This window comes from Nodularia chucula CCY0103 (assembly GCF_963923915.1).
Lineage (GTDB): Bacteria > Cyanobacteriota > Cyanobacteriia > Cyanobacteriales > Nostocaceae > Nodularia > Nodularia chucula.
The window spans coordinates 33,256-58,177 of record NZ_CAWUOL010000004.1; the positions used below are offsets into that span (position 1 = coordinate 33,256).

At 41.2% G+C, this 24,922-nt stretch carries 24 protein-coding genes; 8 read left to right on the plus strand and 16 right to left on the minus strand.

Annotated elements, in window-relative coordinates:
- Positions 1-11: 11 nt before the first annotated feature.
- From lpxB to purC, 6 genes are all read right to left on the minus strand, one after another.
- The gene (gene lpxB, locus ACM0OP_RS02495; RefSeq protein ID WP_414526803.1) at positions 12-1,181 is read right to left on the minus strand and encodes a lipid-A-disaccharide synthase; all 1,170 of its coding nucleotides are present in this window, start codon (positions 1,179-1,181) and stop codon (positions 12-14) included.
- 81 nt (positions 1,182-1,262) lie between these two features.
- Positions 1,263-2,081, minus strand: a complete 819-nt coding sequence (gene lpxA, locus ACM0OP_RS02500; RefSeq protein WP_414526804.1) for an acyl-ACP--UDP-N-acetylglucosamine O-acyltransferase — start codon at positions 2,079-2,081, stop codon at positions 1,263-1,265.
- Positions 2,082-2,294: 213 nt separating this feature from the next.
- Positions 2,295-2,804, minus strand: coding sequence for a 3-hydroxyacyl-ACP dehydratase FabZ (fabZ, locus tag ACM0OP_RS02505; RefSeq protein WP_414526805.1), 510 nt, complete (start codon positions 2,802-2,804; stop codon positions 2,295-2,297).
- Positions 2,805-2,874: 70 nt separating this feature from the next.
- The gene (gene lpxC / locus ACM0OP_RS02510; RefSeq protein WP_414526806.1) at positions 2,875-3,711 is read right to left on the minus strand and encodes a UDP-3-O-acyl-N-acetylglucosamine deacetylase; all 837 of its coding nucleotides are present in this window, start codon (positions 3,709-3,711) and stop codon (positions 2,875-2,877) included.
- A 171-nt stretch (positions 3,712-3,882) separates the two neighbouring features.
- Positions 3,883-6,114, minus strand: coding sequence for a BamA/TamA family outer membrane protein (locus ACM0OP_RS02515; protein WP_414526807.1), 2,232 nt, complete (start codon positions 6,112-6,114; stop codon positions 3,883-3,885).
- A gap of 166 nt (positions 6,115-6,280) precedes the next feature.
- A complete protein-coding gene (purC, locus tag ACM0OP_RS02520) occupies positions 6,281-7,018 on the minus strand; it encodes a phosphoribosylaminoimidazolesuccinocarboxamide synthase (RefSeq protein ID WP_414526808.1) in 738 nt (245 codons plus the stop codon).
- A 605-nt stretch (positions 7,019-7,623) separates the two neighbouring features.
- On the opposite strand from purC, the gene ACM0OP_RS02525 reads away from it, so the two are divergent.
- The gene (locus ACM0OP_RS02525) at positions 7,624-7,884 is read left to right on the plus strand and encodes a DUF7219 family protein (protein ID WP_414526809.1); all 261 of its coding nucleotides are present in this window, start codon (positions 7,624-7,626) and stop codon (positions 7,882-7,884) included.
- Between the two features lie 110 nt (positions 7,885-7,994).
- Here ACM0OP_RS02525 and ACM0OP_RS02530 read toward each other — a convergent pair whose 3' ends face one another.
- The 3 genes from ACM0OP_RS02530 to ACM0OP_RS02540 all read right to left on the minus strand — a co-directional run bounded on the left by ACM0OP_RS02530 (position 7,995) and on the right by ACM0OP_RS02540 (position 11,178).
- Entirely contained in the window at positions 7,995-9,131 is a 1,137-nt protein-coding gene (locus ACM0OP_RS02530) for a glycosyltransferase family 4 protein (protein WP_414526810.1), read from the minus strand.
- 193 nt (positions 9,132-9,324) lie between these two features.
- The gene (locus ACM0OP_RS02535) at positions 9,325-10,479 is read right to left on the minus strand and encodes an NAD-dependent epimerase/dehydratase family protein (protein WP_414526871.1); all 1,155 of its coding nucleotides are present in this window, start codon (positions 10,477-10,479) and stop codon (positions 9,325-9,327) included.
- Between the two features lie 174 nt (positions 10,480-10,653).
- The gene (locus ACM0OP_RS02540; RefSeq protein WP_414526811.1) at positions 10,654-11,178 is read right to left on the minus strand and encodes a hypothetical protein; all 525 of its coding nucleotides are present in this window, start codon (positions 11,176-11,178) and stop codon (positions 10,654-10,656) included.
- Positions 11,179-11,442: 264 nt separating this feature from the next.
- Between ACM0OP_RS02540 and ACM0OP_RS02545 the strand changes: the two genes are divergently transcribed.
- The 5 genes from ACM0OP_RS02545 to ACM0OP_RS02565 all read left to right on the plus strand — a co-directional run bounded on the left by ACM0OP_RS02545 (position 11,443) and on the right by ACM0OP_RS02565 (position 14,662).
- Complete coding sequence (locus ACM0OP_RS02545; RefSeq protein WP_414526812.1) at positions 11,443-11,787, plus strand: slr0373 family blue light stress response protein; 345 nt, start codon at positions 11,443-11,445, stop codon at positions 11,785-11,787.
- 90 nt (positions 11,788-11,877) lie between these two features.
- Positions 11,878-13,389, plus strand: coding sequence for a stress-responsive protein Ycf46 (gene ycf46 / locus ACM0OP_RS02550; protein ID WP_414526813.1), 1,512 nt, complete (start codon positions 11,878-11,880; stop codon positions 13,387-13,389).
- Positions 13,390-13,531: 142 nt separating this feature from the next.
- Positions 13,532-13,882 (plus strand): DUF1257 domain-containing protein, encoded by a 351-nt coding sequence (locus ACM0OP_RS02555; protein WP_089090590.1) that lies wholly within the window; start codon positions 13,532-13,534, stop codon positions 13,880-13,882.
- Between the two features lie 198 nt (positions 13,883-14,080).
- Positions 14,081-14,305, plus strand: coding sequence for a hypothetical protein (locus ACM0OP_RS02560; protein ID WP_414526872.1), 225 nt, complete (start codon positions 14,081-14,083; stop codon positions 14,303-14,305).
- Between the two features lie 138 nt (positions 14,306-14,443).
- A complete protein-coding gene (locus tag ACM0OP_RS02565; RefSeq protein WP_414526873.1) occupies positions 14,444-14,662 on the plus strand; it encodes a PIN domain-containing protein in 219 nt (72 codons plus the stop codon).
- Between the two features lie 20 nt (positions 14,663-14,682).
- Here the strand turns inward: ACM0OP_RS02565 and ACM0OP_RS02570 are convergent, their stop codons facing one another.
- A complete protein-coding gene (locus tag ACM0OP_RS02570; protein ID WP_414526814.1) occupies positions 14,683-15,069 on the minus strand; it encodes a hypothetical protein in 387 nt (128 codons plus the stop codon).
- Positions 15,070-15,498, minus strand: coding sequence for a GIY-YIG nuclease family protein (locus tag ACM0OP_RS02575; protein ID WP_414526815.1), 429 nt, complete (start codon positions 15,496-15,498; stop codon positions 15,070-15,072).
- Between the two features lie 852 nt (positions 15,499-16,350).
- Here ACM0OP_RS02575 and ACM0OP_RS02580 point away from each other — a divergent pair.
- A complete protein-coding gene (locus tag ACM0OP_RS02580; RefSeq protein WP_414526816.1) occupies positions 16,351-17,553 on the plus strand; it encodes a response regulator in 1,203 nt (400 codons plus the stop codon).
- Positions 17,554-17,749: 196 nt separating this feature from the next.
- On the opposite strand, the gene ACM0OP_RS02585 is transcribed toward ACM0OP_RS02580, so the two are convergent.
- From ACM0OP_RS02585 to thrB, 4 genes are all read right to left on the minus strand, one after another.
- Complete coding sequence (locus tag ACM0OP_RS02585; protein WP_414526874.1) at positions 17,750-18,355, minus strand: Uma2 family endonuclease; 606 nt, start codon at positions 18,353-18,355, stop codon at positions 17,750-17,752.
- Positions 18,356-18,548: 193 nt separating this feature from the next.
- Positions 18,549-20,162: an NAD(P)H-quinone oxidoreductase subunit 4 gene (locus tag ACM0OP_RS02590; protein ID WP_414526817.1), complete on the minus strand. Its 1,614-nt coding sequence runs from the start codon at positions 20,160-20,162 to the stop codon at positions 18,549-18,551.
- Positions 20,163-20,413: 251 nt separating this feature from the next.
- Positions 20,414-20,926 carry a hypothetical protein gene (locus ACM0OP_RS02595; RefSeq protein WP_414526818.1) on the minus strand — a complete coding sequence of 171 codons (513 nt, stop codon included), beginning with the start codon at positions 20,924-20,926 and terminating at the stop codon, positions 20,414-20,416.
- 6 nt (positions 20,927-20,932) lie between these two features.
- Positions 20,933-21,850 (minus strand): homoserine kinase, encoded by a 918-nt coding sequence (gene thrB, locus ACM0OP_RS02600; protein WP_414526875.1) that lies wholly within the window; start codon positions 21,848-21,850, stop codon positions 20,933-20,935.
- Between the two features lie 167 nt (positions 21,851-22,017).
- On the opposite strand from thrB, the gene ACM0OP_RS02605 reads away from it, so the two are divergent.
- On the plus strand, positions 22,018-22,158 hold the full coding sequence (locus tag ACM0OP_RS02605; RefSeq protein ID WP_414526819.1) for a DUF6972 family protein: 141 nt from the start codon (positions 22,018-22,020) through the stop codon (positions 22,156-22,158).
- A gap of 110 nt (positions 22,159-22,268) precedes the next feature.
- Here ACM0OP_RS02605 and ACM0OP_RS02610 read toward each other — a convergent pair whose 3' ends face one another.
- Positions 22,269-24,899, minus strand: a complete 2,631-nt coding sequence (locus ACM0OP_RS02610; RefSeq protein WP_414526820.1) for a DNA polymerase III subunit alpha — start codon at positions 24,897-24,899, stop codon at positions 22,269-22,271.
- Positions 24,900-24,922 lie beyond the last annotated feature (23 nt).

The following is a 24,922-nucleotide window of genomic DNA, read 5'->3' on the forward strand; positions in this document are numbered from 1 at the left end:
GTCCCTATTCCCTACTCCCCAACACCCGGTAGCATTTGCAAAATTTCTTGCGCCGCGCGATCGCATACCCCTAATTCCCCCAAAAGCAGCCGCATTTCAGCATAATCTGCTAAAGTTTGCTGTCTGCGCTCAGGATTTAGCAATAATTCCATTGATGCTTGCACAATATTCTCTGCTGTAGCTTGCTCTTGTAATAACTCCGGTATAATTTCCCTCATTACCACTAAATTAGGTGGCGAAGCAAAAACTATAGACCCTTTGAGAATTTTCCGAGCAATCCAAACAGTAATGGGATTGAGGCGATAAACCACAACTTGCGGCACATTTAGTAAAGCCAATTCCAGGTTAACTGTACCAGATTTAGTGATAGCAAAATCAGCAGCAGCAAAAACTTCTTTTTGTTGACCGGATACCAGTGTCGCCCGTAAACCATAACTTGCAATTGCGGCTGCAATTGGCTCTCTATAAGCTTCTAGGGACAGGGGAATCCAGAAATGAACTTCTGGTAATTTAGCTTGGATCGTTTGAGCCGCTTGAAAAATAACTGGTAATAGATATTTTAATTCTTGACGACGCGAAGCTGGTAGGAGTGCGATCGCCTTTTGCTCTGGAGGAATTTGCAATTGAGCGCGGGCTACAGAGCGACTAGGTGCATCTTGCATCCGGTCTACAAGGGGGTGTCCTACCCAAGTAACTTGTGCGCCGTTTTTAGCAAAATAACGGGCTTCTTCCGGAAATATCGCCAAAAGTTTATCTGTAAAACCGACAATTCGGGAGGTATTTCGGAAACCCATTGACCAAGCCCACTCTTGGGGAGCGATGTAATAAATCACAGGTATGTGTGGTAAATGCTTTTTTATATAAGTACCAATGCCCAAATTTGGCCCCATATAATCAATGAGTACCACTAAATCTGGGGGATTTTCCTTCAGAAATGCGATCGCTCGCCGTTGGACTTGAACAGTAGGGAAAATATAAGGCAAAGACTCAATCAACCCCATAGAGCCAATGCCACTGGTTTTACCTAAAATAGTAGCTCCGGCCTCTGCCATTTTTTCGCCACCCAAAGCCACAATTTCCAATTGCAAACCAGTTGCAGCAGCTTGACGTTGCATCGCTGTAATCAGCAATGAGCCTTGCAAATCTCCAGATACCTCGCCAGTGCTGATAAATATTCGCATTTGATAACTAAATAAAAATTAAAATTTCACAAAAGAGAAATTAGGAGTTAAATTATACTTTCTAACTCCTAACAGAGAAACTTAAAACTCATCACTAACGCTGGTTTGTTTCCTTCCCGGAATTAAGCCGCGTCTTCCTGGCATTTGAGAAAGGAGCAAAAAACGACGCAGGTTTTGCAATTGTTCGATTTCTCCCAGTTGTTCCAGTTCCGCCAAAGCCTCCTTAAAACTTAAGCCAGAACGATAGAGAATCCGAAAAGCCTTCTTCAGAACTTGTAAATCATCTGAAGTCATTCCCGAACGTTTTAACCCCACTAAATTTAGAGTTCTTACCCGTGCAGGATTGCCTTCTACCAACATATAAGGAGGAACATCGCGGTCAATACGTGCCATCCCGCCAACCATTGCGTGTTGACCGATGCGGACAAATTGATGCACACCTAAAACTCCACCCAACCTAGCGCGGGACTCAATGTGAACATGACCCGCCAATGCTACGGAGTTAGGAATAATTACATTGTCTTCAATTACACAGTTATGAGCTACATGGACATAAGCCATTAACAGATTATTATTACCAATTAACGTAGCTTCACCAGCACCAGTGGCGCGGTTAATAGTCACATACTCGCGAATCAAGTTATTGTCACCTATTTTCACCCAAGTTGGTTCTCCCACAAACTTGAGATCCTGGGGTTCCATACCGATAGCCGCACCGGGAAAAATTTGATTTCGCGTCCCAATTTCACAAGGTCCTTCCAGTACGACATGAGCGCCAATAATTGTTTCCATGCCGACTTTGACATGAGCGCCAATTACAGCATAAGCACCGACTTGCACTGTGGGGTGCAGTTCCGATTTAGGATGAATTACAGCAGTTGGATGAATAAGCGTCTTCAAGGGTAAATCTCCAGATTTTGAAGTCTAGAGACGCGATGCATCGCGTCTATACAATTAGTGGACTAAAGTGTCGAGTCAAGCAAATTATGTGTAAGGGCGACGAAAATCTAGAAATTATAAAATGCTGTTGTGGATAATTTTTTTACTGCGATGCTTATGGAGTTATAAGTAAGAAGTAAAACACGGCTTTATCCACCAGCACGTAACAAATTTTTAGTTAATTAGAGAAAACATTAATTCGCCTTCGGTAGCGAGTTGACCGTCAACCTCAGCACGGGCTTGGACTTTAGCAAAACGACGTTGTTTAATCCACAACAGTTCCACTGTCATCACTAACTGATCTCCGGGAACTACTTGACGGCGAAACCGGACTTTATCGATACCAGCAAAAACAAATAGTCCATTTTCAAACCCAGGTAATTGCTTCAAAATTACACCACCGACCTGAGCCATTGCTTCCACAATTAGCACCCCTGGCATGAGGGGACGTGCAGGGAAATGTCCTTGAAATTGTGGTTCATTGACAGTGATATTTTTCACACCTACAGCCATTTTTTCTGGCACGTAGTCAATGATTTTATCTACAAGTAAAAATGGGTAACGGTGGGGCAGTAATTGCTGAATTTCTTCAGATGAAAATGTGGTTTTAATCTCAGCAGTCTTTTTTGGAGTAGATGTAGCTACAGTAGTATCGGGACTATTCACTTTTGTGACGGTTGCCATTAGGGGATATGTTGATTTTAAATTAATGGATTAAGTAGGTAGGTGTAAAAACCTGTAACGAATGGAGATTTTAGACTTGAGCTAATTGCAACTCCAAAATTTTCCGCGCCAGTTGAATGTGTAAATTATGACTAGCTTTGTACGCTAAGAAATGAGCTTGAGGAAAATTTCCTAATAAACTCAAATCTCCTACTAAATCTAAGATTTTATGACGAACTGGTTCATTTGCAAATCTTAATGGTGGATTTAACCAACCTTCAGATCCACAAACAAGGGCATTCTCTAAGCTACCACCTTTAATTAACCCAGTTTTTTGTAAGTGTTCAATTTGGTGCAGTAAACCAAAGGTACGAGCTGGGGCTATTTCTAGATCAAAATTGTCACTCAATAACCAACTGTGCCATTGATTACCAATAGCTGGTAGTTCAAAATCAATTCCGTAACTAAAACGGGTTTCTGGTGCGGGGAGGGCGCAAGCAAAGGCATCATGTTCATATATCCATATTGGCTGTTGCAACACCAAAGGAACAGGCTTGTTAATTGGTTGTGATACTAAACCAACTTCAGCAATACTCTCTGTCCAAACCTTTGCGGAACCGTCTAATAGTGGTACTTCTGAGCCATCAATTTCAATGCGGGCGTTATCTACACCCATCCCTACAAGCGCGGCTAATAAATGCTCGACTGTGCGAATACAAGCTTCACCTTCACCTAATTGGGTAGAGAGCAGAGTTTGATTAACTGCTGCAACTTGGGCAGGAATGATGGGTAAATCTGGCAAATCCACCCGGACAAAGTAGCGTCCACTACCAGCTTCACTTGGTAATATACGTACATGGGTAGTCACACCACTATGCAATCCCACTCCCTTTTGGGTGATATTTGCTGCTATGGTGTGTTGTTCCATGAGTAAAAAGTTAATATATTTTGATTTTTATGATGCATTGCCAGTTTTGTCAAACATACTGAGTGATGTCCAGTATTCCGGCAAATGTAACAATTAGCAAGTACCTATGACCCCTCTTCAAAAGTCAAAAGTCAAAAGTTGAGTTACTAATGACTAATGACTAATGACTATTTAAAACCTTTCACCGATGCCAAAATTGATGCGACTATCGCCGTCATCGTTAATACCGTAGTCAATCCGAATGGGGCCAAGGGGAGATTGTACACGCACACCTAAGCCATAGCCGTAGCCACTACCGTTTTTGTTGAGTACGTCAGCAGCTCTGGTGGTTGTTCCTAAGTCACTACCGACATCAAAAAATAGAGCGCCACTGACTACGGAGAAAACAGGGAAGCGATACTCTACAGATGCTTGTACATAACTGCGTCCACTGGTTAAGGCTCCTTCTTCGTAACCGCGTACAGAGTTGCTACCTCCCAGGGTAAATGCTTCATAAGGAGGTAAGTCACCCAGAACTGTACCGCCTTGGAGGTTAAAAGCTAGGGTTTGTGGCCCTGGGGCGAAGTTAGTAAAATTAACGGGTAAGTATTGGCTATAGTTACCTCTGAGTCTAGTCAGGGCAATGTTACCTAATCCTATGGGTACGGACTGATCCACTCCTACCCGGAGGAAGGAACCTGTGGTTGGTTGCAAGGGATTGTTACGCAGGTCGCGCTGTGCGCCTAGTTGCACTAGCAATAAATCGTCTTCACCTTGTCCTGAGAAACTGAGGGGAACGGTTTCTCCCACTTGTCCATCCCGTAAAACTGTTCCTTCTGGTCTGACATTACCATCAGCATCACGGGTGGAAACTCGTTGATATTGCAAACCGGCGGAAGCAGTCCATTCTGATCTTTCATAAGGATTGCGGGATAGGGGACGAGTAAAATTAACCCCACCACCTAAGCGGAGAACACGGGGGCGATCGCCTTCTATTATTCCATCTATTCCATTTTGTCCATCTGGTTGCAATGTTCTGATATCACCATCTTGTCCATCAAAAATTAATGAAATGGAACTGCGGCGAAACAGATTAGTTGTATAAGAAGTTCTGTAGGGATCACCTGCGATCCAGGGGTCTGTAAACCGGAGGTCAAACAGTAGTTCCCGTTGTCCTAACTGTACTTCTGCTCCTAGATTTTGATTTCTTCCTCTCAGGTTTTGCTGCTGATAACTCACAGTACCAAATAAGCCACTGGCAGAACTAAACCCGGCTCCAGCTGCAATGGAACCTGTGCTACGTTCGGCGACATTTACCACGACATCAACTTTACTAGGATCAGTACCCGGATCAAGGGAGACATTAACATCTTCAAATAGCCCTAATCCAAAGACTCTCTGAAGGTCTCTTTGTACTATGTCGCGGTTAAATACTTCTCCTGGCTTTAATTCCAGTTCTCGCGTAATTATATATTCCTGTGTCCGTCCCCGAATTGGTTCCCCTGTTTCGTCTGTCTCCTGACCTTCGCGATCGCGGAACCGGACTTTAATATTTTCTACTACCCCTTCGGCTACTTGTAGCGTGACAACGCCGCTTTCTGAGATTTGGGGGGAACCAATAACGTTAGCCAGTACGTAACCTTGTTCTTGATACTTTTCGGTTAACTCTTTGATACCAGCTTGCAATTCCCGCAGATTGAGGACTTGTCCATATTGCTTACCAAAAACTTCATCTACCGTATTGACAGGTAAAACAGAAGGAATATTCGTACCAGGATTGGCTTGTATTTCTACTCTACTGAGAACGGGGTTGGGTTGGACAACAAAACTAATCCGCACACCCAAAGGTGTATCTTCTGGTACAGCCTGGACGTTAGCAAAGAAGCCAGTGGCAAAGATGGCGTTAATATCTTCTTGCAGTTGAGCGCGGGTTGTTGTGCGACCTGGTTGGGTACGAATGACGCTGTAAACTTGGTTTTCCAACTCTGGTGTCAGTTGTCCCGCCTCTGGTCTGACTACTACTTCTGAGACTAAAACGCGGGGTTCCTCAGCATTTGGTGTGGGACTGGGAGTAGTTTCCGGTGTGGGTGAGGGTATAGATTGGCTGAGTACAGGCGGTTCCAGTTCTGGAGCTAAATTCTGTTGAATGGGAAAGTTTGTGGTATTTTCCAGGACTTGACCCTCTTCCGAGTTGATCAAGGTGGGAATGATCACATCTAATGTTTTTCGGGGAGCAGATTCTACTGAAACACCTGCTAGCACAGTTTGCACCTGAGTTTCACTGGCTGGCTGCTGGGTAATTTCAGGTGCGAAAAACTCTGTTGTCTGTTCTGAACTATTAATGGTTTGGGCATTTGCACTGGGTGAGCCGCTTAATGGCGCTGCAATTGCTACCACTGCTACCCATACGGGAGATAAACGCATTTGATTTAAATTCCTCTTCACATCCACACACCATGCCCTTGGCAATTATGATCTTATGCCAAAGGTACTAGGTTAAAATACACTAGTTTGCTATTGCCTATTTACTTGAGCAGTGGCAAGGCATCAGTCAAAAACCGTATGCTCTCACCTTTTTGTTGGCACCAATTTAAGTTTTATTTTCTACTACTTGTAGCACTCTTTGTAAAACTTCCTGGTAGGCATTCTCGACATTTCCCAAATCCCGGCGGAAGCGGTCTTTATCCATTACCCGCAGGTTCGGATCTGTTTCACTTGTATTCCACAAACGGCAAGTATCAGGGCTAATTTCATCCGCCAAGAGGATCTGCTGTTGTGAGTCCAAGCCAAATTCCAGTTTAAAATCTACTAGGGTAATGCCACACTGCTGCCAAAAGCCACGCAAAAACTCGTTGACTTGTAATGCTAGATTGTGAATTGTATCAACTTGTTCCGGTGTTGCCAATTCTAAGAGAAATAGGCGATCGCGTGTTAACAGTGGATCTCCTAATTGGTCATTTTTGTAATAAAACTCCACTAAAGGTTGTTTCAGCACTGTACCTGTGGGTAATCCTGTTTGTTGAGATAAACTACCCGCAGCAATATTTCTCACCACTACTTCTACCGGAACAATTTTTACAGCCTTGACTCGCATTTGGTGCGGTTGCGGACTGTCAATATAATGTGTTTTTATACCATAAGTTTCTAATTGCTGAAATAACTGGCTAGAAATACTACAGTTAATTTTTCCCTTATGGGGGATACTGCCACGTTTCTGGGCATTAAAAGCAGTGGCATCGTCTTTGAAATCAGCCAACAAGACTTCTGGATCGTCTGTTGTATAAAGAATTTTAGCTTTGCCTTCGTACAGATGGGAATAAACAGACATAATATAAAGTAAAGTTTTAAGCAGTGGAAATTTGTACCCTTTCAGTCCTAACTATTTTATCTTTAGTCATTAAAGATCCGCCATTACTACTGAATCGTCCATAATTCCTGGGCTGATGTCAATTAACTACGCTAGAACAATATTTGGTCTTTCTTGGCAGACTTAAAACTGAATACAAGATAGAATACATAGAACAATTACAAAATTCGGTTTTTGATTTAATAAAATAAATTCTCAATAGCCAATGTATAATAATATCATATTTTGCCAATTAAGTAAATAATTTTTTATCCCGCTTTTTGTCAAAGCTTTGGTGTTTTATTTTGATATTTATTTTCAATCCCCAGTCATAATTAAGAATTAAGAATTATTCTTCTCATCCCTGTCATAATTGAAATCTTAATGTAAACTACCTGGATTAACACCAACAACCGAGGGTAGTCAACTATTCAACTAGATTGCAATACTTTCTAGTAAAAAAACATACCATCAGTTTAGACAAGGAAAACCAAAAACAAAAATTTGGGTGGGATATAAAATTTGGAGAATTTATTTCTAAGAAATCCCCAAAACAGCAGCAGTATTTAGATAATTGGAGAAAAATAATGAACAAAGATAATTTTCTCTATCCTCGTGGCCGTTACTATGGTCACGTGAAGCCGGAAAACTTGGTTTTTAATGCTAATTTACAGGAATTTGCTCAACGTATTAGTTATATCTGTAATTTAGAAACAGGTGGTAAGCTGACTCCCGATGAAGCTTACGATCAAATTAAGGCTTTATGGAAACAGTTGAAAAAAACGAAAAAACAACTGCAAATTGGCGAAAATCCTTTTGAAAATGATGATCAGGAACATCCCATTTGAGAGATAATAGCAAGACTATTTTTTCATGATTAAATAGACACCATCCCAAGAGTTTTGAGGTGGTGTCCTGTGCTAATTGCAGCATTTCTAGGTTTTAGCAAAGAGTCTGTTCAAGCTGCTGTTGTCAGTTGTTGTGCAAATACCACCTTTTGGTAATAATCTTGCAATTGGCAAGTGGCAGCTGACCAACCCCATTTTTCTGCTTCTCTACGGGCATTTTGACGGATAACCTCTCTTTCTTGTTGGTGTTCTAAGAGGCGGATGGTAGCATCAATGGCATCTTGAATATCGGCTTTGGGATCAAAAAGATAACCATTTACGCCATCTGTGACAATATCAGGGATTCCCCCGGAACGTGCAGCCACTACTGGACAGCCTGCGGCCATTGCTTCTAGTAGAACTAAGCCTAGTGTTTCTGTCCGAGAAGGAAAAATAAAGGCATCAGCGCTAGCAAAGGCAGAACCTAATTCTTGTCCGGTGAGATACCCAACGAAATTAGTCGCAGTGTCTGCAAAGTGTTTTTCTAATTCTTGACGGTGGGGTCCATCACCTACTAGTGCTAATCGTGCATGGGGAATAGCTTGTAATATGGGCTTGATACGGTCAATTTCTTTTTCGGCGGATAGACGGCCTACATAAAGCAATAAGGGACTGTCTGGGTGATTTTGAGACAGACGCGATCGCATTTTTTCGCTGGCTAAATCAGGATGAAATAATTCTGTGTCCACACCCCTTTGCCAGATTTTCACCCGTTCAATGCCATGTTCTGTGAGTTCTTGCATCATTGCTGTGGAGGTGCAAAGATTCAAATCAGCTTGATTATGAGCGCTTTTGAGCAATTCCCAGAGAAACCCTTCTAGCATTGCTAAACCGTAATGTTGAAGATATTGCGGTAAGTGAGTATGGTAAGAGGCTACTAGAGGTATCTTGAGCGTTTTGCTATAAAAAATCCCCGCCAATCCCAAAACAGCTGGATTGACGACATGAATAATATCTGGCTGAAATTCTTCTAAAGCATAACCAATAGCAGGACGAGGTAAGGCCATTTTTAGCTCAGGATATAATGGCATAGGAAAACCACTAACTCCGTAAACTTTGGCTCCTTTGTATTCCGTAATTCCACCATCAGGAGAAAAAACTAATACTTGATCCCCGTTACGCTGGAGATGTTCTACAGTATGGCGTAGGCGCGTTACTATGCCATCTATCTTGGGAAGAAAGGTTTCACTGAATAAGGCGATTCTCATAAAAAACTATACAAGCAAATATTCTCAGTAATTCGTAATTAGTAATTCGTAATTGAGCCTACGGCATACTACGTAAATGCTTTAGCGATACGTAATTAAGAATTTTCGGTTTCTTGGGTTTTTTTAGGTAGGAATATTAACTGGTTGTCGGATGTGTTTAGAACATGACAACCAGTTTTTAGGAAGCTTTACCCTATTTTCTGTGCCAAGAGACTTTGGGTAAGATTTGCTTGTGATCAACTCGTTGTTGATACTTGACGGCAAAGTTTAATAGAGAATCAAGTAAAGAATCTGAGAGATAATGGGGCTGTAAGCCGAGATCCAAGAGTTTGGTATTTTTAGCGTTGAAGTAATGTTCTTCTCTTTCAACTCTGGGATTATCCAGGTGATTGATATCTACATTCAGTCCAATCGCATTCCCGGCTTTTTTGACCATTAATGCCAAGTCACCAATGCTGAATAGTTCAGTAAATTGGTTAAATACTCGAAATTCCCCTGGGTTAGCTGGATTGGCGATCGCCAGTTCAATACATCGTACTGTATCCCGAATATCCAAGAAACCGCGAGTTTGCCCACCTTTACCATAGACGGTTAGGGGGTGAGCGATCGCCGCTTGAATACAGAACCTATTCAATGCTGTACCAAATACACCATCATAATCAAGGCGATTAATTAACATTTCGTCCATTCCCGTTTCTTCGGTCAGAACGCCATAAACTATCCCTTGATTTAAGTCTGTAGCCCTTAGTCCCCAAGTGCGGCAAGCAAAGTTGATATTGTGACTATCATGTACTTTGCTCAAGTGGTACATCGAACCCGGCTGCTTCGGATACGGTAGGGTATCTTTGCGGCCGTTGTGTTCAATTGTGATGAACCCTTCTTCAATATCAATATTGGGTGTACCATATTCACCCATTGTCCCCAGTTTGACCATGTGGCAATCCGGGAAATCTTCTCGCATGGCGTACAGCAGGTTTAAAGTGCCGACAACATTATTGACCTGAGTGAGAACGGCGTGTTCTCGGTCAATCATGGAAAAGGGCGCTGACCGTTGTTCACCAAAATGCACTAGGGCGTTCGGTTCAAATTGGTGTAAGACTTGCTTGAGAAATTCGTAATTAGTAATATCGCCAATGAATAGGTCGATAGATTTACCCGTCAAATCTTCCCAGCGCTGGAGCCGTTGTTGAATTGGTGCGATAGGAGTCAGAGTTTCGAGACCCAATTCATTATCCCAGTGCCGCCGCACCAAACTATCTAGAATTGCAACTTCATAACCTCGGTTGGAAAGGTAAAGTGCAGTTGCCCAACCGCAATATCCATCACCACCAATTACCAGGACTTTCATCTTCACCAGTTTTTACTCGCTGATAGCTAAATCTATCAGGTTTCTGTACCCTCTTCACCATCATTATTATAAAAATAGGTGATTTTATCTTGAGAAATTGCCAATATGAAGGTGATTAGGAGGATAAAACACAATCATAATTGTTGTTCATACTTCCCCAGTTGCAGTTTGCTCCTAGTCCCTAATCCTGTACTGGTAGGCAATGTAGTAGAACAAATGATAGTAATCTGAGAACTCTTGATTCTGGCTGCGCCCTTGCCAGTGATATTCAATTTCATTCTGAGTCAGGCTCAAGGTCATGGAGCTAAGTTGCTGATCAATTTCCACTAGTAGCACTCCCGACACACCTTCAGCTGTTTTAAAGTTGGGGTTGATGGTTGTTGTGCTATTTGGTGCCAAGGATTCAGGTAGCCGATTTGCAGCCCAAGCCCGAATTTCCACAGAATTATTTTTCGGTGATACTAAAACAATTCCATCATTATTTATTCCTTTGGGCTGGGCATTCCAATCATTGGGATATGGAAACTCAAAGCCATAACGCGAATTAACATAAGTATCCCAAGTCACGTTAGGCTCAGGCACACTGCTTGTGGTACAACTCCACAAACTCAATAGCAAAGCGGTTTTAGTGGCAATGCTTTGAATTTTAGTATAATTTCTTTGTTTAAAACTACAGGTTTTTACTGTAGTGGTAGACATAATTCTTTTTTACTAAAGTCACTTATATTTAAAAATTAGCAGATAATCGCATCTATATATAGATATTAGCGGATTTTTATTCTTGTTGTCTTATCTAACATCAAAATAAGCAGATGTTTGTTTAATAACTTAGTTTCATAATGATTGCTATCAACAATGTAAACAAATGTAACAATAATGCCGTTAAAACGTTTTAATGTCTTGACAAGTCAGAAAGCAAGCGATAACGTAATATACATACCCGGGTAAGGCCGCCAAAGAGTTATGCAAGCTAAGCAAAAGGTTACTTTGTATTTGTCGCCAGAACTTCACAGAAAATTGAAGATTCGTTCAGCTATTGATTCCGAACCGATGTCCGAACTTGCGGAACGCGCCCTAGTCTTCTACCTAGCTAATTCAGAACTAGTTGAGGAAGTCGAAGCTTCTGCCTATGGACGAACACATCGAATATACTCCTGTCCAGAATGTGAGAGTTCATTAGTCTTACGTGATGGGGAAATGATTGCCATGAGCAGTCAAGCAGGAATAATCCCAGAGCATCTGTCTATTGATGAAATGGAAAAAGATGAAACTCATCCCAAGGGTGAGGAAGAATTGGTTCCTTGCTAGATAAGAATGATGAATGGACAATTCATAATTCTGTTGCCACAACCAAAAAACGATGTCTTTACTGTATAAGGTCTCAAGCGGGTCGATTGTATGAAAGAAGAGCTCAATATCCTAATTCAAGCTCAATATCCTCTAATCTACCTTGTGACCTCCGAGGAAGAGCGGGCGGAACAGGCAATTTCCACAATCGCCCAATTATTAAAGCCCCAACGCCGCGTCTACGTCTGGACAGTAACTCACGGCATCGTGGAATATGGGCAACCCCGGAATGTCACCCAACACAATACTGTTTCGCCAGAGGCTGCTATTGAGTGGATCATCCGGCAGAAAGAACCTGGTATATTTATTCTTAAAGATTTACATCCGTTTATTGATGCGCCTGCTACAACAAGATCCTTACGTGATGCGATCGCTAGTTTTAAGGGAATGCAGAAAAACATCATTTTGATGTCACCCATGCAGCAAGTTCCTATAGAACTAGAAAAAGAAGTTGTCGTTCTTGACTTCCAATTGCCAGACATGGCTGAGTTAAACAAAGTATTAACCTACCATCTAGAGCAAAATCGAGGCAGACGGTTAACAACCGAGGCGCGAGAAAAACTTCTCAGAGCAGCTTTAGGCTTAACTAAAGATGAATCTGAAAAAGTATACCGTAAAGCACAGGTAACAACTGGACGCTTAACGGAGGATGAAGTAGATATAGTTCTATCTGAGAAAAAGCAACTGATTCGGCGCAATGGAATTTTAGAATACATCGAAGAAGATGAAACCATTGATGCTGTCGGTGGCTTAGAAGAACTAAAACGGTGGCTCAAACAGCGCTCTAATGCCTTTACAGAAAGAGCTAGAGAGTATGGTTTGCCTCAACCCAAAGGAATGTTAATTCTTGGTGTTCCAGGTTGTGGTAAGTCACTAATTGCCAAAACTACCTCCCGACTGTGGGGTTTGCCATTACTACGCCTAGATATGGGGCGAGTATATGACGGCTCAATGGTGGGACGAAGCGAAGCGAATCTACGTAACGCCCTAAAAACAGCAGAATCCATCTCTCCAGCGATTCTGTTCATAGACGAATTAGATAAATCCTTTGCAGGTAGCTCTGGTTCATCTGATTCCGATGGTGGTACATCAAGTAGAATCTTTGGTTCTTTCCTAACTTGGATGCAAGACAAGAAATCTCCCGTATTTGTAATGGCAACCGCGAACCGAGTGGAACGCTTGCCTGGAGAGTTTCTGAGGAAAGGACGCTTTGACGAAATTTTCTTTGTGGATCTGCCCACAGCCGAAGAAAGGCAGGATATATATAATATCCACCTCACCAAACGTCGTGAAGACATTTCCCGATTCGACCTTGAGCAATTAGCCAAGATGTCTGACGGCTTCTCTGGGGCAGAAATTGAACAAGCACTTGTGGCGGCAATGTATGAAGCCTTCGCCCAAGACCGCGAGTTCACACAATTAGATATTATTGCTGCACTAAAAGCAACTCTGCCGTTGTCACGTACCATGCAAGAACAGGTAACAGCCCTCAGAGATTGGGCTAGACAGCGCGCACGACCCGCCGCAGCCTCCGTTGCTGAATATCAGCGCCTGGAGTTTTAAAAGCTTTCCCCTGCTAATACCAGGGGCAAAGGCTAGCCCCCAAAGCTAGCAGCTAAGAGAAAAAGCCGCATTTCCATTCAGCGCGGCTTACCGAAAAAAACCGTTGTCTTTTTTCTTACTCTTCTCACTGGAGGAAACCCAAATGTCTCATTTTAGCACACTGCGTACCAAAATCACCGATGCTGAGATCCTCAAGTCTTCTTTGCGCGACTTAGGTATAAGCGTGAAGACTGAAGCGGATGTTCGTGGTTACAATGGTCAGCGCGTTCGTTCAGACATCGTAGCTGTTTTGGAAGGTGAATACGATCTAGGTTGGTCTCGCAATAGCGATGGTTCCTTTGACCTCATCGCTGACCTGTGGGGCGTTGCTAAGAAGCACAATCAAACTGAGTTGATCAACTCCATCAACCAAAAGTATGCAGTTAACAAAACCTTGTCTGAAGTAAAACAGCGCGGTCTGCAAAACGCCAATGTTAAGTTGGTATTGCAATAGAAATTTCTCAGCGCGTTCCCAAAGCTGAACGGGTTAACCACTTCATTAGCGGTTAGCCCGCTTTTTTATGCTTTTTTTATGGGGTGTTTTTTGCCCCAAGTCTGACAAAATCTCAGATATTCCTGATTTTCGGGTTTTGGAGCTAAAGGCAGGACAGGAAGATATAAAATAAAATCAGCTTTACTGATATGTTTGGTAATGGAAGTTTTAAAACTTACGACGACGATTGATGAATCAGGATATTTACATCTGAACATTCCCACGCGGTTAGCTGCTGGAGATGTAAATATTGTAGTTGTTTTGAATCCAGTTTCGTCAGAAGAGGAGCATAAACCCAGATATGATTTCTCTGATTTGGTAGGAAGGTTAACTTGGGAAGGAGATGCAGTAGCTATACAAAGAAGTATACGCGATGAGTGGTAATCGCTACTTGCTCGATAGGAATGCAATTGTGGCTCTACTGCAAGGGAATTCTCAACTTATTCAATTACTCCAAGATAGAGAGTTTCAGTTATTAGCCAAATTGAGTTTCTGGCGTTTGCGGGTCTAAGTCAAGCAGATATCCAGCTTTTTCAACAATTCCTTCAGCGAGTGGAGGTTGTTGGTTTAATAGCGGGTGATACAGTATTAATGGAAAAAATCATTGAAATTCGCCAGCAATATAGGTTGAAATTACCCGATGCTGTGATTGCTGCAATGGTAATCGAAAGTTCAGCAAATCTGATCACGGCTGATCAAGAGTTTGCCAAGGTGAAGATTTTAACTATAGTTACTTGGTAGCGAGGGCTACGCAAAACAAATTATGTGGGCGGGATTAATTTAAAACCCCCAAGAGTTAATAATTCTTTGGCGAAGGGTGAACGCTCACAATTGGTAAATCCGAGTTTTAGATAGCTTCCTTTAAAATCTTCAAATCCTGGTTTGTTATTGAGGATGATATAAGGTTTTATAAATATTTGGGAATTTCCCCCATACACAACATAATCATAAGATTCATCATATCCATACGGTGTAAAGTGACTGATGAGTAGATAAATCCTGCTCTTTTTATATGGTAATAGTTCCTCAATGTGAGGATAACCAGCTATTTCATAATCTTTGTAAGCTCCAGATGCTATTAAAAAAATGGGTCGCTTTTCTTTAATAGCTCTAGTTAATAGAGGTAATTTATTCGTGTTTATTGTCAATTAATCCCCATTTTTGGCATCAAAATGTGAACAGTAGCCAGCTTCTTTGGCTTTGTGAATTTGAATATAAGTCGGTCCATGTAATGTTGTAAATTTTGGTTGATTTTGTACAGGGGTGTCGTTGATAAGTGGCTTATAGTGATTAATAGCTTGCTTCTCTAACTTCCTGAGAGTCTCTGTTAAATCTGAGATGGTAGCTAATAAATCCTCTGTTACAACCCGGTAGCGAATCACAGCATTTTCAATACTCTCAAATTGCCCTTGGCGATGATGGGTTATGTGTCGGATTTTTAAATTACGCGAAAGGCCGACATACATAACTGGAGATGCGCTATTACCTATGTAATAAATCCCAGGTTTCGCTGGTAGTTCCTTACGTTTAATGTAGGGTAAAACTGGCATCTCCTTATAATTGAGCTTCAATTTCATAAATTTATATTTTCCCTAGTGCTATACAATTTGACCACTAGGTTTAGTTTGCCCAAATTATATGAATCAGATTTCCATGTTTTTAAATTTATTTATAAGATTCCGCTACCCGGTTTTTGACTTCCAAACTTAAATGTTTTATTAAGGGCTTCAAATGCCTCAATCTGATGCTGGAAGGGCATTTTAGAAGCGATATTAGCATCTCTTGATTGATCAAGATTAATAGATTTGTACATTATGGTGTTCTCTTAGCCGATTTTTACCTAGTAGTGCTGAGTCAATTTGACCACTAGGTTATTTTGCCCATAATGTATGCTTAAAACTCTCACGTTGTGAAATTCATTCTCTACCAAACCTGACTTAAATCTAAAACAAACCACTGATCATCACTCATGGCGATTCCTCTCGGAGAGCTTCGCTAACGCAGGTGGTATCTGCAAGACCATTGGCATAATTTCTGTGATTACAGGATTTACTCTCAGATATACCCTGCTTTTTCCAAAATTTATTCAGCGAGTGGAAGTTGTAGGTTCAATAGCAGATGAGGTGCTGTTGATTGAAAAAATAGTACATTAGCATACTTGGATTACGTACATTTCTTTACCCCAATTTTTTTATTTCTATGGGGGGATTTTTCACACTTAGATCATCCTATATAAGTATATTTAATATAAGAGCAGCAAAATCAGCATTTATGAGGTTACAATTACATTAATAAATGTAAAGCTTTTACATTCACACTGCCCCTTACTTCTCAAGTATAAATCAAAGGTTTCGAGTAATTACCAAGAGCTATATAGCTAGTTTGAGGGTTTGAAGGGCTGATGTGTTAATTAAAGGAACAAACTAGGTATGACTCACACGGCACCGATGATATCGAATAATATACTTAATGAGCTTAAAACTTGTACTCAACTACAATACAATGGCTGTCTAAAGGTGAGAAGTAGTAAGGGACACCAATGGACTTTTTTCTATCGTCTAGGACGGATAGTTTGGGCGCAGGGAGGAAGTCATCCTTTCCGGCGCTGGCGGCGAAATATGGCTCAATACTGCCCCCAAATTGATACATATCAGTTGTATTTACAACGTAGAGAAGACGTAAAAATAAATCAATGCGATTATCGCATCTTGGAACTTCTATATAAAAAACAGCTAATTCGACGAGAACAAATTCACGCTATTATAGAAAACACAATAGCAGAACTGTTATTTGATTTAGCTCAAAAAACAAGTTTGATTTCTGCACGTTGCGATCGCACTCAGGAAGTGATCATAGAAATACCAGTGAGTTTTACGAGTGCAGATGTCTTTATGAAAAAGATGCAAGACTCGTGGAAATTTTGGTCAGGTGCTGGTTTGGCTAATTTTTCTCCCGATTTAGCACCAATTATCAGAAAACCAGAACAACTCCAGCAACAGGTAAGTGAATCTGTTTACAAAAAGTTTGTAAATTTGCTCAACGGCCAATACACTCTGCTAGATTTAGCTGCAAACATGAAGCAGAGTATTGTTCCTCTCACCCGTTCATTGCTTCCCTACATCAATAGAGGAATCATTGAACTTATAGAAGTACCTGATTTGCCTTTGTCACTTGCAGCAGTTCAAAAATCAACTGCGCCATTGGTCGCTTGTATTGATGATAGCCCTCAAGTTTGTGAGACTTTAGAGAAAATTATTGTCCCAAATGGAGTAAGATTTATCAAAATTCAAGATTCTATACAAGCTTTACCAATCTTGATTCAACATAAGCCAGACCTGATTTTCTTAGATTTAGTTATGCCCATTGCTAATGGTTATGAAATTTGCAGTCAGATCCGCCGTGTTTCCGCATTGAGCAAAACACCTGTAGTGATTTTAACGGGAAATGATGGTCTTGTGGATCGAGTCCGATCTAAGGTAGTTGGTGCAACAGATTTTATGGCTAAACCAGTATCAGCAGATAAAATCATGGGTGTAATAGGTAAATATTTACCCCTAGAGACTCAAAATCAAGTCAAAAAGAAACTACGAGAGTTAGATGTAAATAAGCCGACTATTATTTGGAATAATTAGATTATGGGTAAGTTGGTGTTTAAACTTCTCAGTGTCAGAAAGCTTGGTGAAATCTGCTATTGGTGATGTGTGCAGGAATTGTCAGTCCTGGAACGCTGGGGGAATAACCCGAATCTATCTCAACATTTGTGAGGTTTATTTTTTTTGTACGCGATCGCCTGTAGGTTGTTCTGAGCCATTTAAAATTTGGACTAATCTACCAAATTTGACTTAAATCTAAAACAAACCCAGGTAGTAACTGCTCACCGGAAAGGTTTTTAAGGTTATCTAATACCTCAACCGCAATATTAGGACGATAAATAAAAACTTGGCGTTGCTTTCTATCAATTAACCAACCGAGTTCCGTGCCATTATCTATATACTCTTGCATCTTGTCTTGCAAAATTCGCAAGTTATCACTTTCAGAACGCAATTCAATTACAAACTCAGGACATATTGGGGCAAATTTCTTTCGCAATTCTGGTGATATAGTTTCCCAACGTGTGCGTTTTATCCATGCTGCATCAGGCGAACGCACCGCGCCATTAGGTAGAGTAAATCCACCACTGGAACCAAACCCTACACCTGTACCATCTTGCTTTGTCCAAATTCCCAACTGGACAATTACGTTAAAATTGCGCTCGTCAGTTTCTGAACCAGTGGGGGACATAATCATTAATTCTCCAGCAGCATTGCGTTCAATACGAAAATCGCGGTTTATTTGACAAAATTCATAAAATTGATCATCGGTCATGGCGATCGCAGGTGGCATCTGCAAGACCATTGGTATAATTTCTGTGATTACAGGTAAGTTGGTGGTCATATCACATCTAGATTTGGCTAGTAGTAAGAGCATATAGTAATCCTAAATATCAAGGCTTGCTATCGAACCGCCAAGCCGCCAAGAGCGCCAAGGGAGGAAGGAAGGAAGATTTAGGACTGCTATATAAACAATTTTAAGGGTGGTTTTATAACCACCCCTATATTCCCCTCATATTTAGAATTGGATATTATATTTACTTGGAGATATTAACTACAGCATCGACTTGAGATGAAGCTAAGGTTGGTGCAGTAAAGATAGTTGAGTAAAGACTTGCAGGTTGCTGACGTGCGAACACTGGTAGAACTTGACGTGCATGAGCTGCCAATTCTACTGCTTTAACATCGTAAGTCTGCGTAACTAACTTGGGATATAAACCAATTCCGATGATGGGAATGATCAAACAAGCGGTGATAAACAATTCACGGGGTTTGATGTCAGCAACTACAGCATCTAGATGTAATTCTGCACTTTGTTCACCGTAGAACACTTGGCGCAGCATGGAGAGTAAGTAAATTGGAGTTAAAATCACACCTACCGCCGACAACACGATGACTACAATTTTGAAGCTGGAACTGTAAACATCGCTGGAGGCGATTCCGAGGAACACCATCAACTCACCCACAAAGCCACTCATTCCGGGTAAAGCGAGAGAAGCCATTGCACCAATTGTAAATACTGCAAAGGTTCTGGGCATTACCTTAGCCATACCGCCCATTTTGTCCATGATCAAGGTGTGAGTACGTTCGTAAGTTACACCAGATAAGAAGAACAAGCTAGCGGCAATCAAACCGTGGGAAACCATCTGTAATACAGCACCGCTAATCCCAATCTCTGTATAAGAGGCAATACCGATTAAGACAAATCCCATGTGGGCAATTGAAGAGTAAGCCAAGCGGCGTTTGAGATTTGTTTGGGCAAAGGCACAACAAGCACCGTAGACAATATTTACTACACCTAATACTGCTAAAACTGGGGCAAAGTAAACATGGGCATTCGGCAACATTTCAACGTTGAAGCGGATAAGTGCATAACCACCCATTTTTAACAATACACCAGCCAAAATCATGGAACCAGGTGCAGATGCTTCTCCGTGGGCATCGGGTAGCCAAGTGTGTAAGGGGAAGATGGGCATCTTCACACCGAAGGCAATCAAGAATCCTGTATAAGTTAATAATTCTAAGGCTTTGGGATATTGCTTCATTCCCAGAGTCGCCATGTCGAAGGTGACGGTATCTCCTGAGAATGCCATTGCAAAACCAGCTACTAAGATAAATATTGATGCTGCGGCTGTATAGAGAATAAATTTAGTGGCTGCGTAACGGCGGTTTTGTCCTCCCCAGATGGAAATTAGCAAGTATACAGGTACTAATTCGATTTCCCACATTAAGAAGAATAACAGCAAGTCTTGGGCAACAAATACGCCTATCTGGGCGCTGTACATCACTAACATTAAGGCATAAAACAATCGCGGCTTATTGGTTACTTTCCAAGCCGCGAAGATTGCTAGTGTGTTAATTAAGCCGGTTAATAAGAGTAAAGGCATTGATAAACCATCAACACCGACAGACCAATTTAAACCTAACTGTGGAACCCAAGCATAGTTTTCTATGAGTTGCAGTGTGGGGTTTTGGAAGTCGTAACTATACCAAAAGGTAGAAATTATCAGGGCAAAATCGGCGATCGCAACTCCCAAACCATACCACCGAACGGTTGTTCCTTCTTTATCTGGGATGAAAGGGATGGCTAAGGCAGCCACCAAGGGCAATAAAATTATGGCTGACAGCCAGGGAAATTCAATAGCATTCATTAGTTCTGACAATTGATTTACCTTTTTGGTTATGATTTCTTTATATGAAGGAATGTGTAGTTTTGTAAATGTTGTTTATCCCTAACATCTGCTTTTTGAGAAAGCTTTAGGAATAAATACTCACTAATTCCTGTCAAAACCATTCTAATTGTAAATTTTTACAACGTCAATACAAAATTTTATAAAAAAAGGTGACTTTAGTCACCAATTCAAGTTATAATTTCTAGGCTTTTAGACAAATACGAGCAATTTTAGACAATTCGATTCACAATTGACCAGACTTCCCCATCTGAGCGCACATAGGGAACTGAGATGGTCTTAAACCCTGTAATAAAGGGCTTATAGTAGACGTGCCAATACATGGGACTCAAATAATCAGCACAAGATTTCAGCAGACGGATTTCTGTGGATAGTTCCGCCGCTAGCTGATTAATGCGTTGGGCATGAACTTGAGCTATTTCTCTAGCTTGTTCTAATTCTTGCTCTTGGGTAAGTTGCTGGGATTGTTTTTGCCAATGTTCTAATTCAGCTTGTTTGTATTGTCGCTGTATTTCCAGCGCGGCGATCGCATCGTCTATGCCCTTGAGTTCTACAGATAATTGGGCATTTTCTCTGGCTTGGCGGCGACAAGCTTCCACCATTGCTGAAGGTGAATCATTCTTGCCAGATAATACATTATTAATACTCAGGGTAGCCCGTTCTTGCTGGAGTGCCTGAATTTCTGAGTTGAGGGTGGTGATATCTGTATGAATTTGGTTAATCATGACGGTTTATCCTTGGTAGCTTGCACCTTGGGTATCCAGAGAAAGCGATCGCACTATGGCTGTAATTCCGGTTTCTTGCCAAGCTGATAACATTGCTGACTCTACAGCCTGGGAATGCAACTTATCTACTAAAGCTAACAGTGTCGGCCCTGCACCACTAATTACCATGCCATAAGCACCAGCTTTTATTGCAGCTGCATTTACAGCATCGTAACCAGGAATCAAAGCTTGGCGATATGGTTGATGCAATTTATCTTGTAAAGCTGTGCTTAACCATTCTCCCTTACCAGTTTGCAAACCGCGCAACAATAACCCCAAATGTGCTGTATTAAAAATGGCATCTGCACGACTGACTTGGGTGGGTAAAACTTGTCGGGCTTCACTAGTGGAAAGCTCAAAATCAGGAATAGCTAACACGGGGACAATATCTTCATTCCAAGGAATATCGCAAATTGCCCAATTATCGGCACTGGTAGCAGCGAGACGACATCCTCCCAATAGGGCTGGTACGACATTATCAGGATGTCCTTCCATGGCGATCGCTAATTCCATCACCTGTAATTGAGTCAAAGGCGCACCCGCCAGTTGATTAGCACCGACTAATCCGCCGACAATAGCTGTAGCTGAACTACCCAAACCTCTCGCTAGTGGTACACCAAGCTGAATTTCCATTTTTACCGATGGCGGTGTTTGTCCTATATATTGATATAACTTGACAAAAGCCTGATACAGCAGATTACTTTCATCGGTTTGCACTCTTTCAGCTTCTGCACCTGTGACATCAATAATTAATCCACCCTCATCGAGGCGAGTGAATTTGAACTTGTTGTACAGCGTTAAGGCTGCACCGATACAGTCAAAACCAGGCCCCAAGTTAGCTGTAGTGGCGGGAACGGTAACAGTGATACTAGAAATAACAGACATCTGCAAATACTCTCCAATCATCAACCAGCATCTCATGTAAAGGGGTGATTTGCTCATGAGTATTCCTAATTGCTGCAAGGTATGGTTTGTAAAACAGAATATAGGAGTAAGCGATCGCTGATAAATTCTTGACCGAACTTTCTCAATTATGTGTAAAACTGCTTTGAATGAGTTTAATTGACCGTGAACTAAGTTTCGACACTAAACACGTTGCCAAGCATCTCCCAGATACGCCTCAAATGCAACAGCTACTTCAAAAAGAAGGAAGCGCTCATATATTTATTGATGAAGCGACAATATATATATAGTTACTCCTCCTAGAAATTCTCGAAATTAGCTATCGTTTGTGTAGCATCTCATTCGCATATCGTTTCTGACAGGAGATGGAGAGGACTAAAGTTCTGGCTACAAGCATGAGTTACTCCGGTAAACCTTGCACTTGTAATAAATCTAGTTCCTGGGCAAAAATCTCGTCAATTGGCAACATTTGCCCGTCAGTAGTCATAAATTTATGGTCTTTTGTGGCGCGAATAATTGAACCATCTGCTAAAGAATATTCAAATACTTCCTGTTCTCCTCTATTATGCCACTGGGCTATGGGTTGGGTGTAAACATTCCCATTGTCATCAACACTGTAAACATGACATTCTAAGGATTTATTGACAATTTCCCCAATAGGAATTAAGCCATATTCTACTGTTAAAATTTCTGTATCATAGCTTAAACAATATTCGGCAAACTTCAACATTTGCTCAAATAATTCGTCAGCTACTTGTTTTTTTACTCCATTCTTTGCCGCACCATCGACAAATTTCTCTCGCTGTTTCTGCATCTCAGAAACTTTTTTCTTACCCATAGCACGGCGCAATAAGTCCGCTTGTCCTAGAGAATACCCAGCCATATCTTGAGCAATTTTCATAATTTGCTCTTGATACACCATGATTCCGTAGGTTTCATTTAATATAGGTTCTAAGATATCACTCTGATAATCAATTGCTTCCCGTCCATGTTTACGGTTAATAAACTTGGGAATTAATCCTGCATCTAGAGGGCCTGGTCGATACAGTGCCAAAATAGAAGAAATATCTTCAATATTAGAAGGTTTCAAATCTCTAACTATCTGACGCATTCCTGAAGATTCTAATTGAAATATTCCTTCTAAATCGCCAGATTCTAAAAGTTGATATGATTGATTGACATCTTTGGGTAAAGTGCTGTGTTCACCTTTGGCTAAGATTTTTTGAGCTTTTCTTTCCTGACCTGTAATTTCATCTGGGTCAATGCGATAGCCTTTGGTTTGTTCAATTAAATCAAGTGTTTTTTGAATTAGGGTGAGGTTACGTAACCCCAGAAAATCCATTTTTAACAAACCCATTGATTCCAGGTCTTCCATGAAATACTGGGTAATTACTGAGCCGTCATTATTCCTTTGCAGGGGGACCATTTCATCTAATGGGTCAGCAGAAATGACTACGCCGGCTGCGTGGACACCAAAGGTTTTGTTAGTTCCTTCAATGCGGATGGCCATATCCAGCCAATGGCGTACATGGGGATTATTATCATATCTTTCTTTAAACTCTGGGGATGGGGTTTTATCCGAAATCATCACTTTGAGTTTGGTGGGTTTACCCCGGACTACGGGAATTAATTTCGCCATTTTGTCTGATTCGCCGTAGGGAATATTCAAGACTCTGGCGACATCTTTTAATACGGCTTTGGAAGTGAGGCGGTTAAAAGTAATGATTTGGGCAACTCTATCTTTACCATATTTTTGGGTGACGTATTCAATCACTTGATCGCGTTTTTCAATGCAGAAATCTGTATCAATATCTGGCATTGATTTACGTTCTGGGTTCAAGAAACGCTCGAATAGTAAGCCATGATGTACTGGGTCAATGTTGGTAATTTTCATGGCATAAGCTACCAAGGAACCAGCCGCAGAACCCCGACCAGGCCCCACAGGAATATTATTATCTCTGGCAAATTTGATGTAATCCCACACGACTAAAAAGTAGGTGGAAAAACCCATTTTTTGCAGCATTTTTAATTCATATTCCAATCTGTCTTTATAGACTTGATCTACTTCGCTGCGCGATTTACGATTTAATCTTTCTAATAATCCGTTCCAAGCTACTTCTTCGGCGTAAGTGTCGGGGGTGTGACCGGAAGGTATAGTTGGTGTGGGAATTTGCGGCTCACCCATAATATTGTAGATTCCCACTTTATCGGCGACTTCTTCTGTGGTGGCGATCGCCTCGGCAATGATATCATCTGGTAAGTGGTCACGAAATAGCAGTTTCATCTCATCGGCAGATTTGAGATATTCTGTGCCGCTATAACGCATCCGTTTATCTTCACTAATTAGCTGTCCTGTTTGAATACATAGTAAAGCATCGTGTGCCTCGACATCAAAACAAGAGATAAAATGAGAGTCGTTAGTAGCAATAAATTTAATATTTAATTCTCGCGCAATTTTAACGATTTCAACATTAACAATGCGGTCTTCTTGGGAACCGTGGTCTTGAATTTCTAAATAATAATCATCACCAAATATTTCTTTATACCATTTGGCAATTTTTCGGGCTGCATCTGGTCGATTACTGAGGATGGCTTGGGGAATTTCTCCACCTAAACAAGCACTGGTAACAATCAAACCTTCACGATATTGTTTGAGTAAATCTTTATTAATACAAGGACGGGAAAAAATTCCTTTACCTTGGACACCTTCTAGGTGAGAAATAGTAGTAATTTTAACTAAATTTTTATAACCTTGAGTATTTTTAGCTAAAACGACTTGATGATATTTAGGGCGGCGTTCTTGCTTAGTGATATCGCCGTTAATCACATACATTTCGTTGCCGATAATGGGCTTAATATTTTTACTACGGCAGATTTTAATTAATTCTACAGCACCATACATGACACCGTGATCGGTAAGGGCGATCGCTTTCATCCCCAAGGAAATAGCATGATCTACCAACTCTGGTAACTGGCTGGCTCCATCAAGCAAACTGTAATCACTGTGAATATGTAATGGGACAAAGGACATAGTGGGGAGTGGGGAGTAGAGGT

What these genes read in the sequence shown, in the direction of transcription:
- lpxB (WP_414526803.1), bottom strand. Translation starts at nt 1,181, where the DNA reads ATGCGAATATTTATCAGCACTGGCGAGGTATCTGGAGATTTGCAAGGC.
- fabZ (WP_414526805.1), bottom strand. Translation starts at nt 2,804, where the DNA reads ATGGCAACCGTCACAAAAGTGAATAGTCCCGATACTACTGTAGCTACA.
- lpxC (WP_414526806.1), bottom strand. Translation starts at nt 3,711, where the DNA reads ATGGAACAACACACCATAGCAGCAAATATCACCCAAAAGGGAGTGGGA.
- ACM0OP_RS02515 (WP_414526807.1), bottom strand. Translation starts at nt 6,114, where the DNA reads ATGCGTTTATCTCCCGTATGGGTAGCAGTGGTAGCAATTGCAGCGCCA.
- purC (WP_414526808.1), bottom strand. Translation starts at nt 7,018, where the DNA reads ATGTCTGTTTATTCCCATCTGTACGAAGGCAAAGCTAAAATTCTTTAT.
- ACM0OP_RS02525 (WP_414526809.1), top strand. Translation starts at nt 7,624, where the DNA reads ATGAACAAAGATAATTTTCTCTATCCTCGTGGCCGTTACTATGGTCAC.
- ACM0OP_RS02530 (WP_414526810.1), bottom strand. Translation starts at nt 9,131, where the DNA reads ATGAGAATCGCCTTATTCAGTGAAACCTTTCTTCCCAAGATAGATGGC.
- ACM0OP_RS02535 (WP_414526871.1), bottom strand. Translation starts at nt 10,479, where the DNA reads ATGAAAGTCCTGGTAATTGGTGGTGATGGATATTGCGGTTGGGCAACT.
- ACM0OP_RS02540 (WP_414526811.1), bottom strand. Translation starts at nt 11,178, where the DNA reads ATGTCTACCACTACAGTAAAAACCTGTAGTTTTAAACAAAGAAATTAT.
- ACM0OP_RS02545 (WP_414526812.1), top strand. Translation starts at nt 11,443, where the DNA reads ATGCAAGCTAAGCAAAAGGTTACTTTGTATTTGTCGCCAGAACTTCAC.
- ycf46 (WP_414526813.1), top strand. Translation starts at nt 11,878, where the DNA reads ATGAAAGAAGAGCTCAATATCCTAATTCAAGCTCAATATCCTCTAATC.
- ACM0OP_RS02555 (WP_089090590.1), top strand. Translation starts at nt 13,532, where the DNA reads ATGTCTCATTTTAGCACACTGCGTACCAAAATCACCGATGCTGAGATC.
- ACM0OP_RS02560 (WP_414526872.1), top strand. Translation starts at nt 14,081, where the DNA reads ATGGAAGTTTTAAAACTTACGACGACGATTGATGAATCAGGATATTTA.
- ACM0OP_RS02575 (WP_414526815.1), bottom strand. Translation starts at nt 15,498, where the DNA reads ATGAAATTGAAGCTCAATTATAAGGAGATGCCAGTTTTACCCTACATT.
- ACM0OP_RS02580 (WP_414526816.1), top strand. Translation starts at nt 16,351, where the DNA reads ATGACTCACACGGCACCGATGATATCGAATAATATACTTAATGAGCTT.
- ACM0OP_RS02585 (WP_414526874.1), bottom strand. Translation starts at nt 18,355, where the DNA reads ATGACCACCAACTTACCTGTAATCACAGAAATTATACCAATGGTCTTG.
- ACM0OP_RS02590 (WP_414526817.1), bottom strand. Translation starts at nt 20,162, where the DNA reads ATGAATGCTATTGAATTTCCCTGGCTGTCAGCCATAATTTTATTGCCC.
- ACM0OP_RS02595 (WP_414526818.1), bottom strand. Translation starts at nt 20,926, where the DNA reads ATGATTAACCAAATTCATACAGATATCACCACCCTCAACTCAGAAATT.
- thrB (WP_414526875.1), bottom strand. Translation starts at nt 21,850, where the DNA reads ATGTCTGTTATTTCTAGTATCACTGTTACCGTTCCCGCCACTACAGCT.
- ACM0OP_RS02605 (WP_414526819.1), top strand. Translation starts at nt 22,018, where the DNA reads ATGAGTTTAATTGACCGTGAACTAAGTTTCGACACTAAACACGTTGCC.
- ACM0OP_RS02610 (WP_414526820.1), bottom strand. Translation starts at nt 24,899, where the DNA reads ATGTCCTTTGTCCCATTACATATTCACAGTGATTACAGTTTGCTTGAT.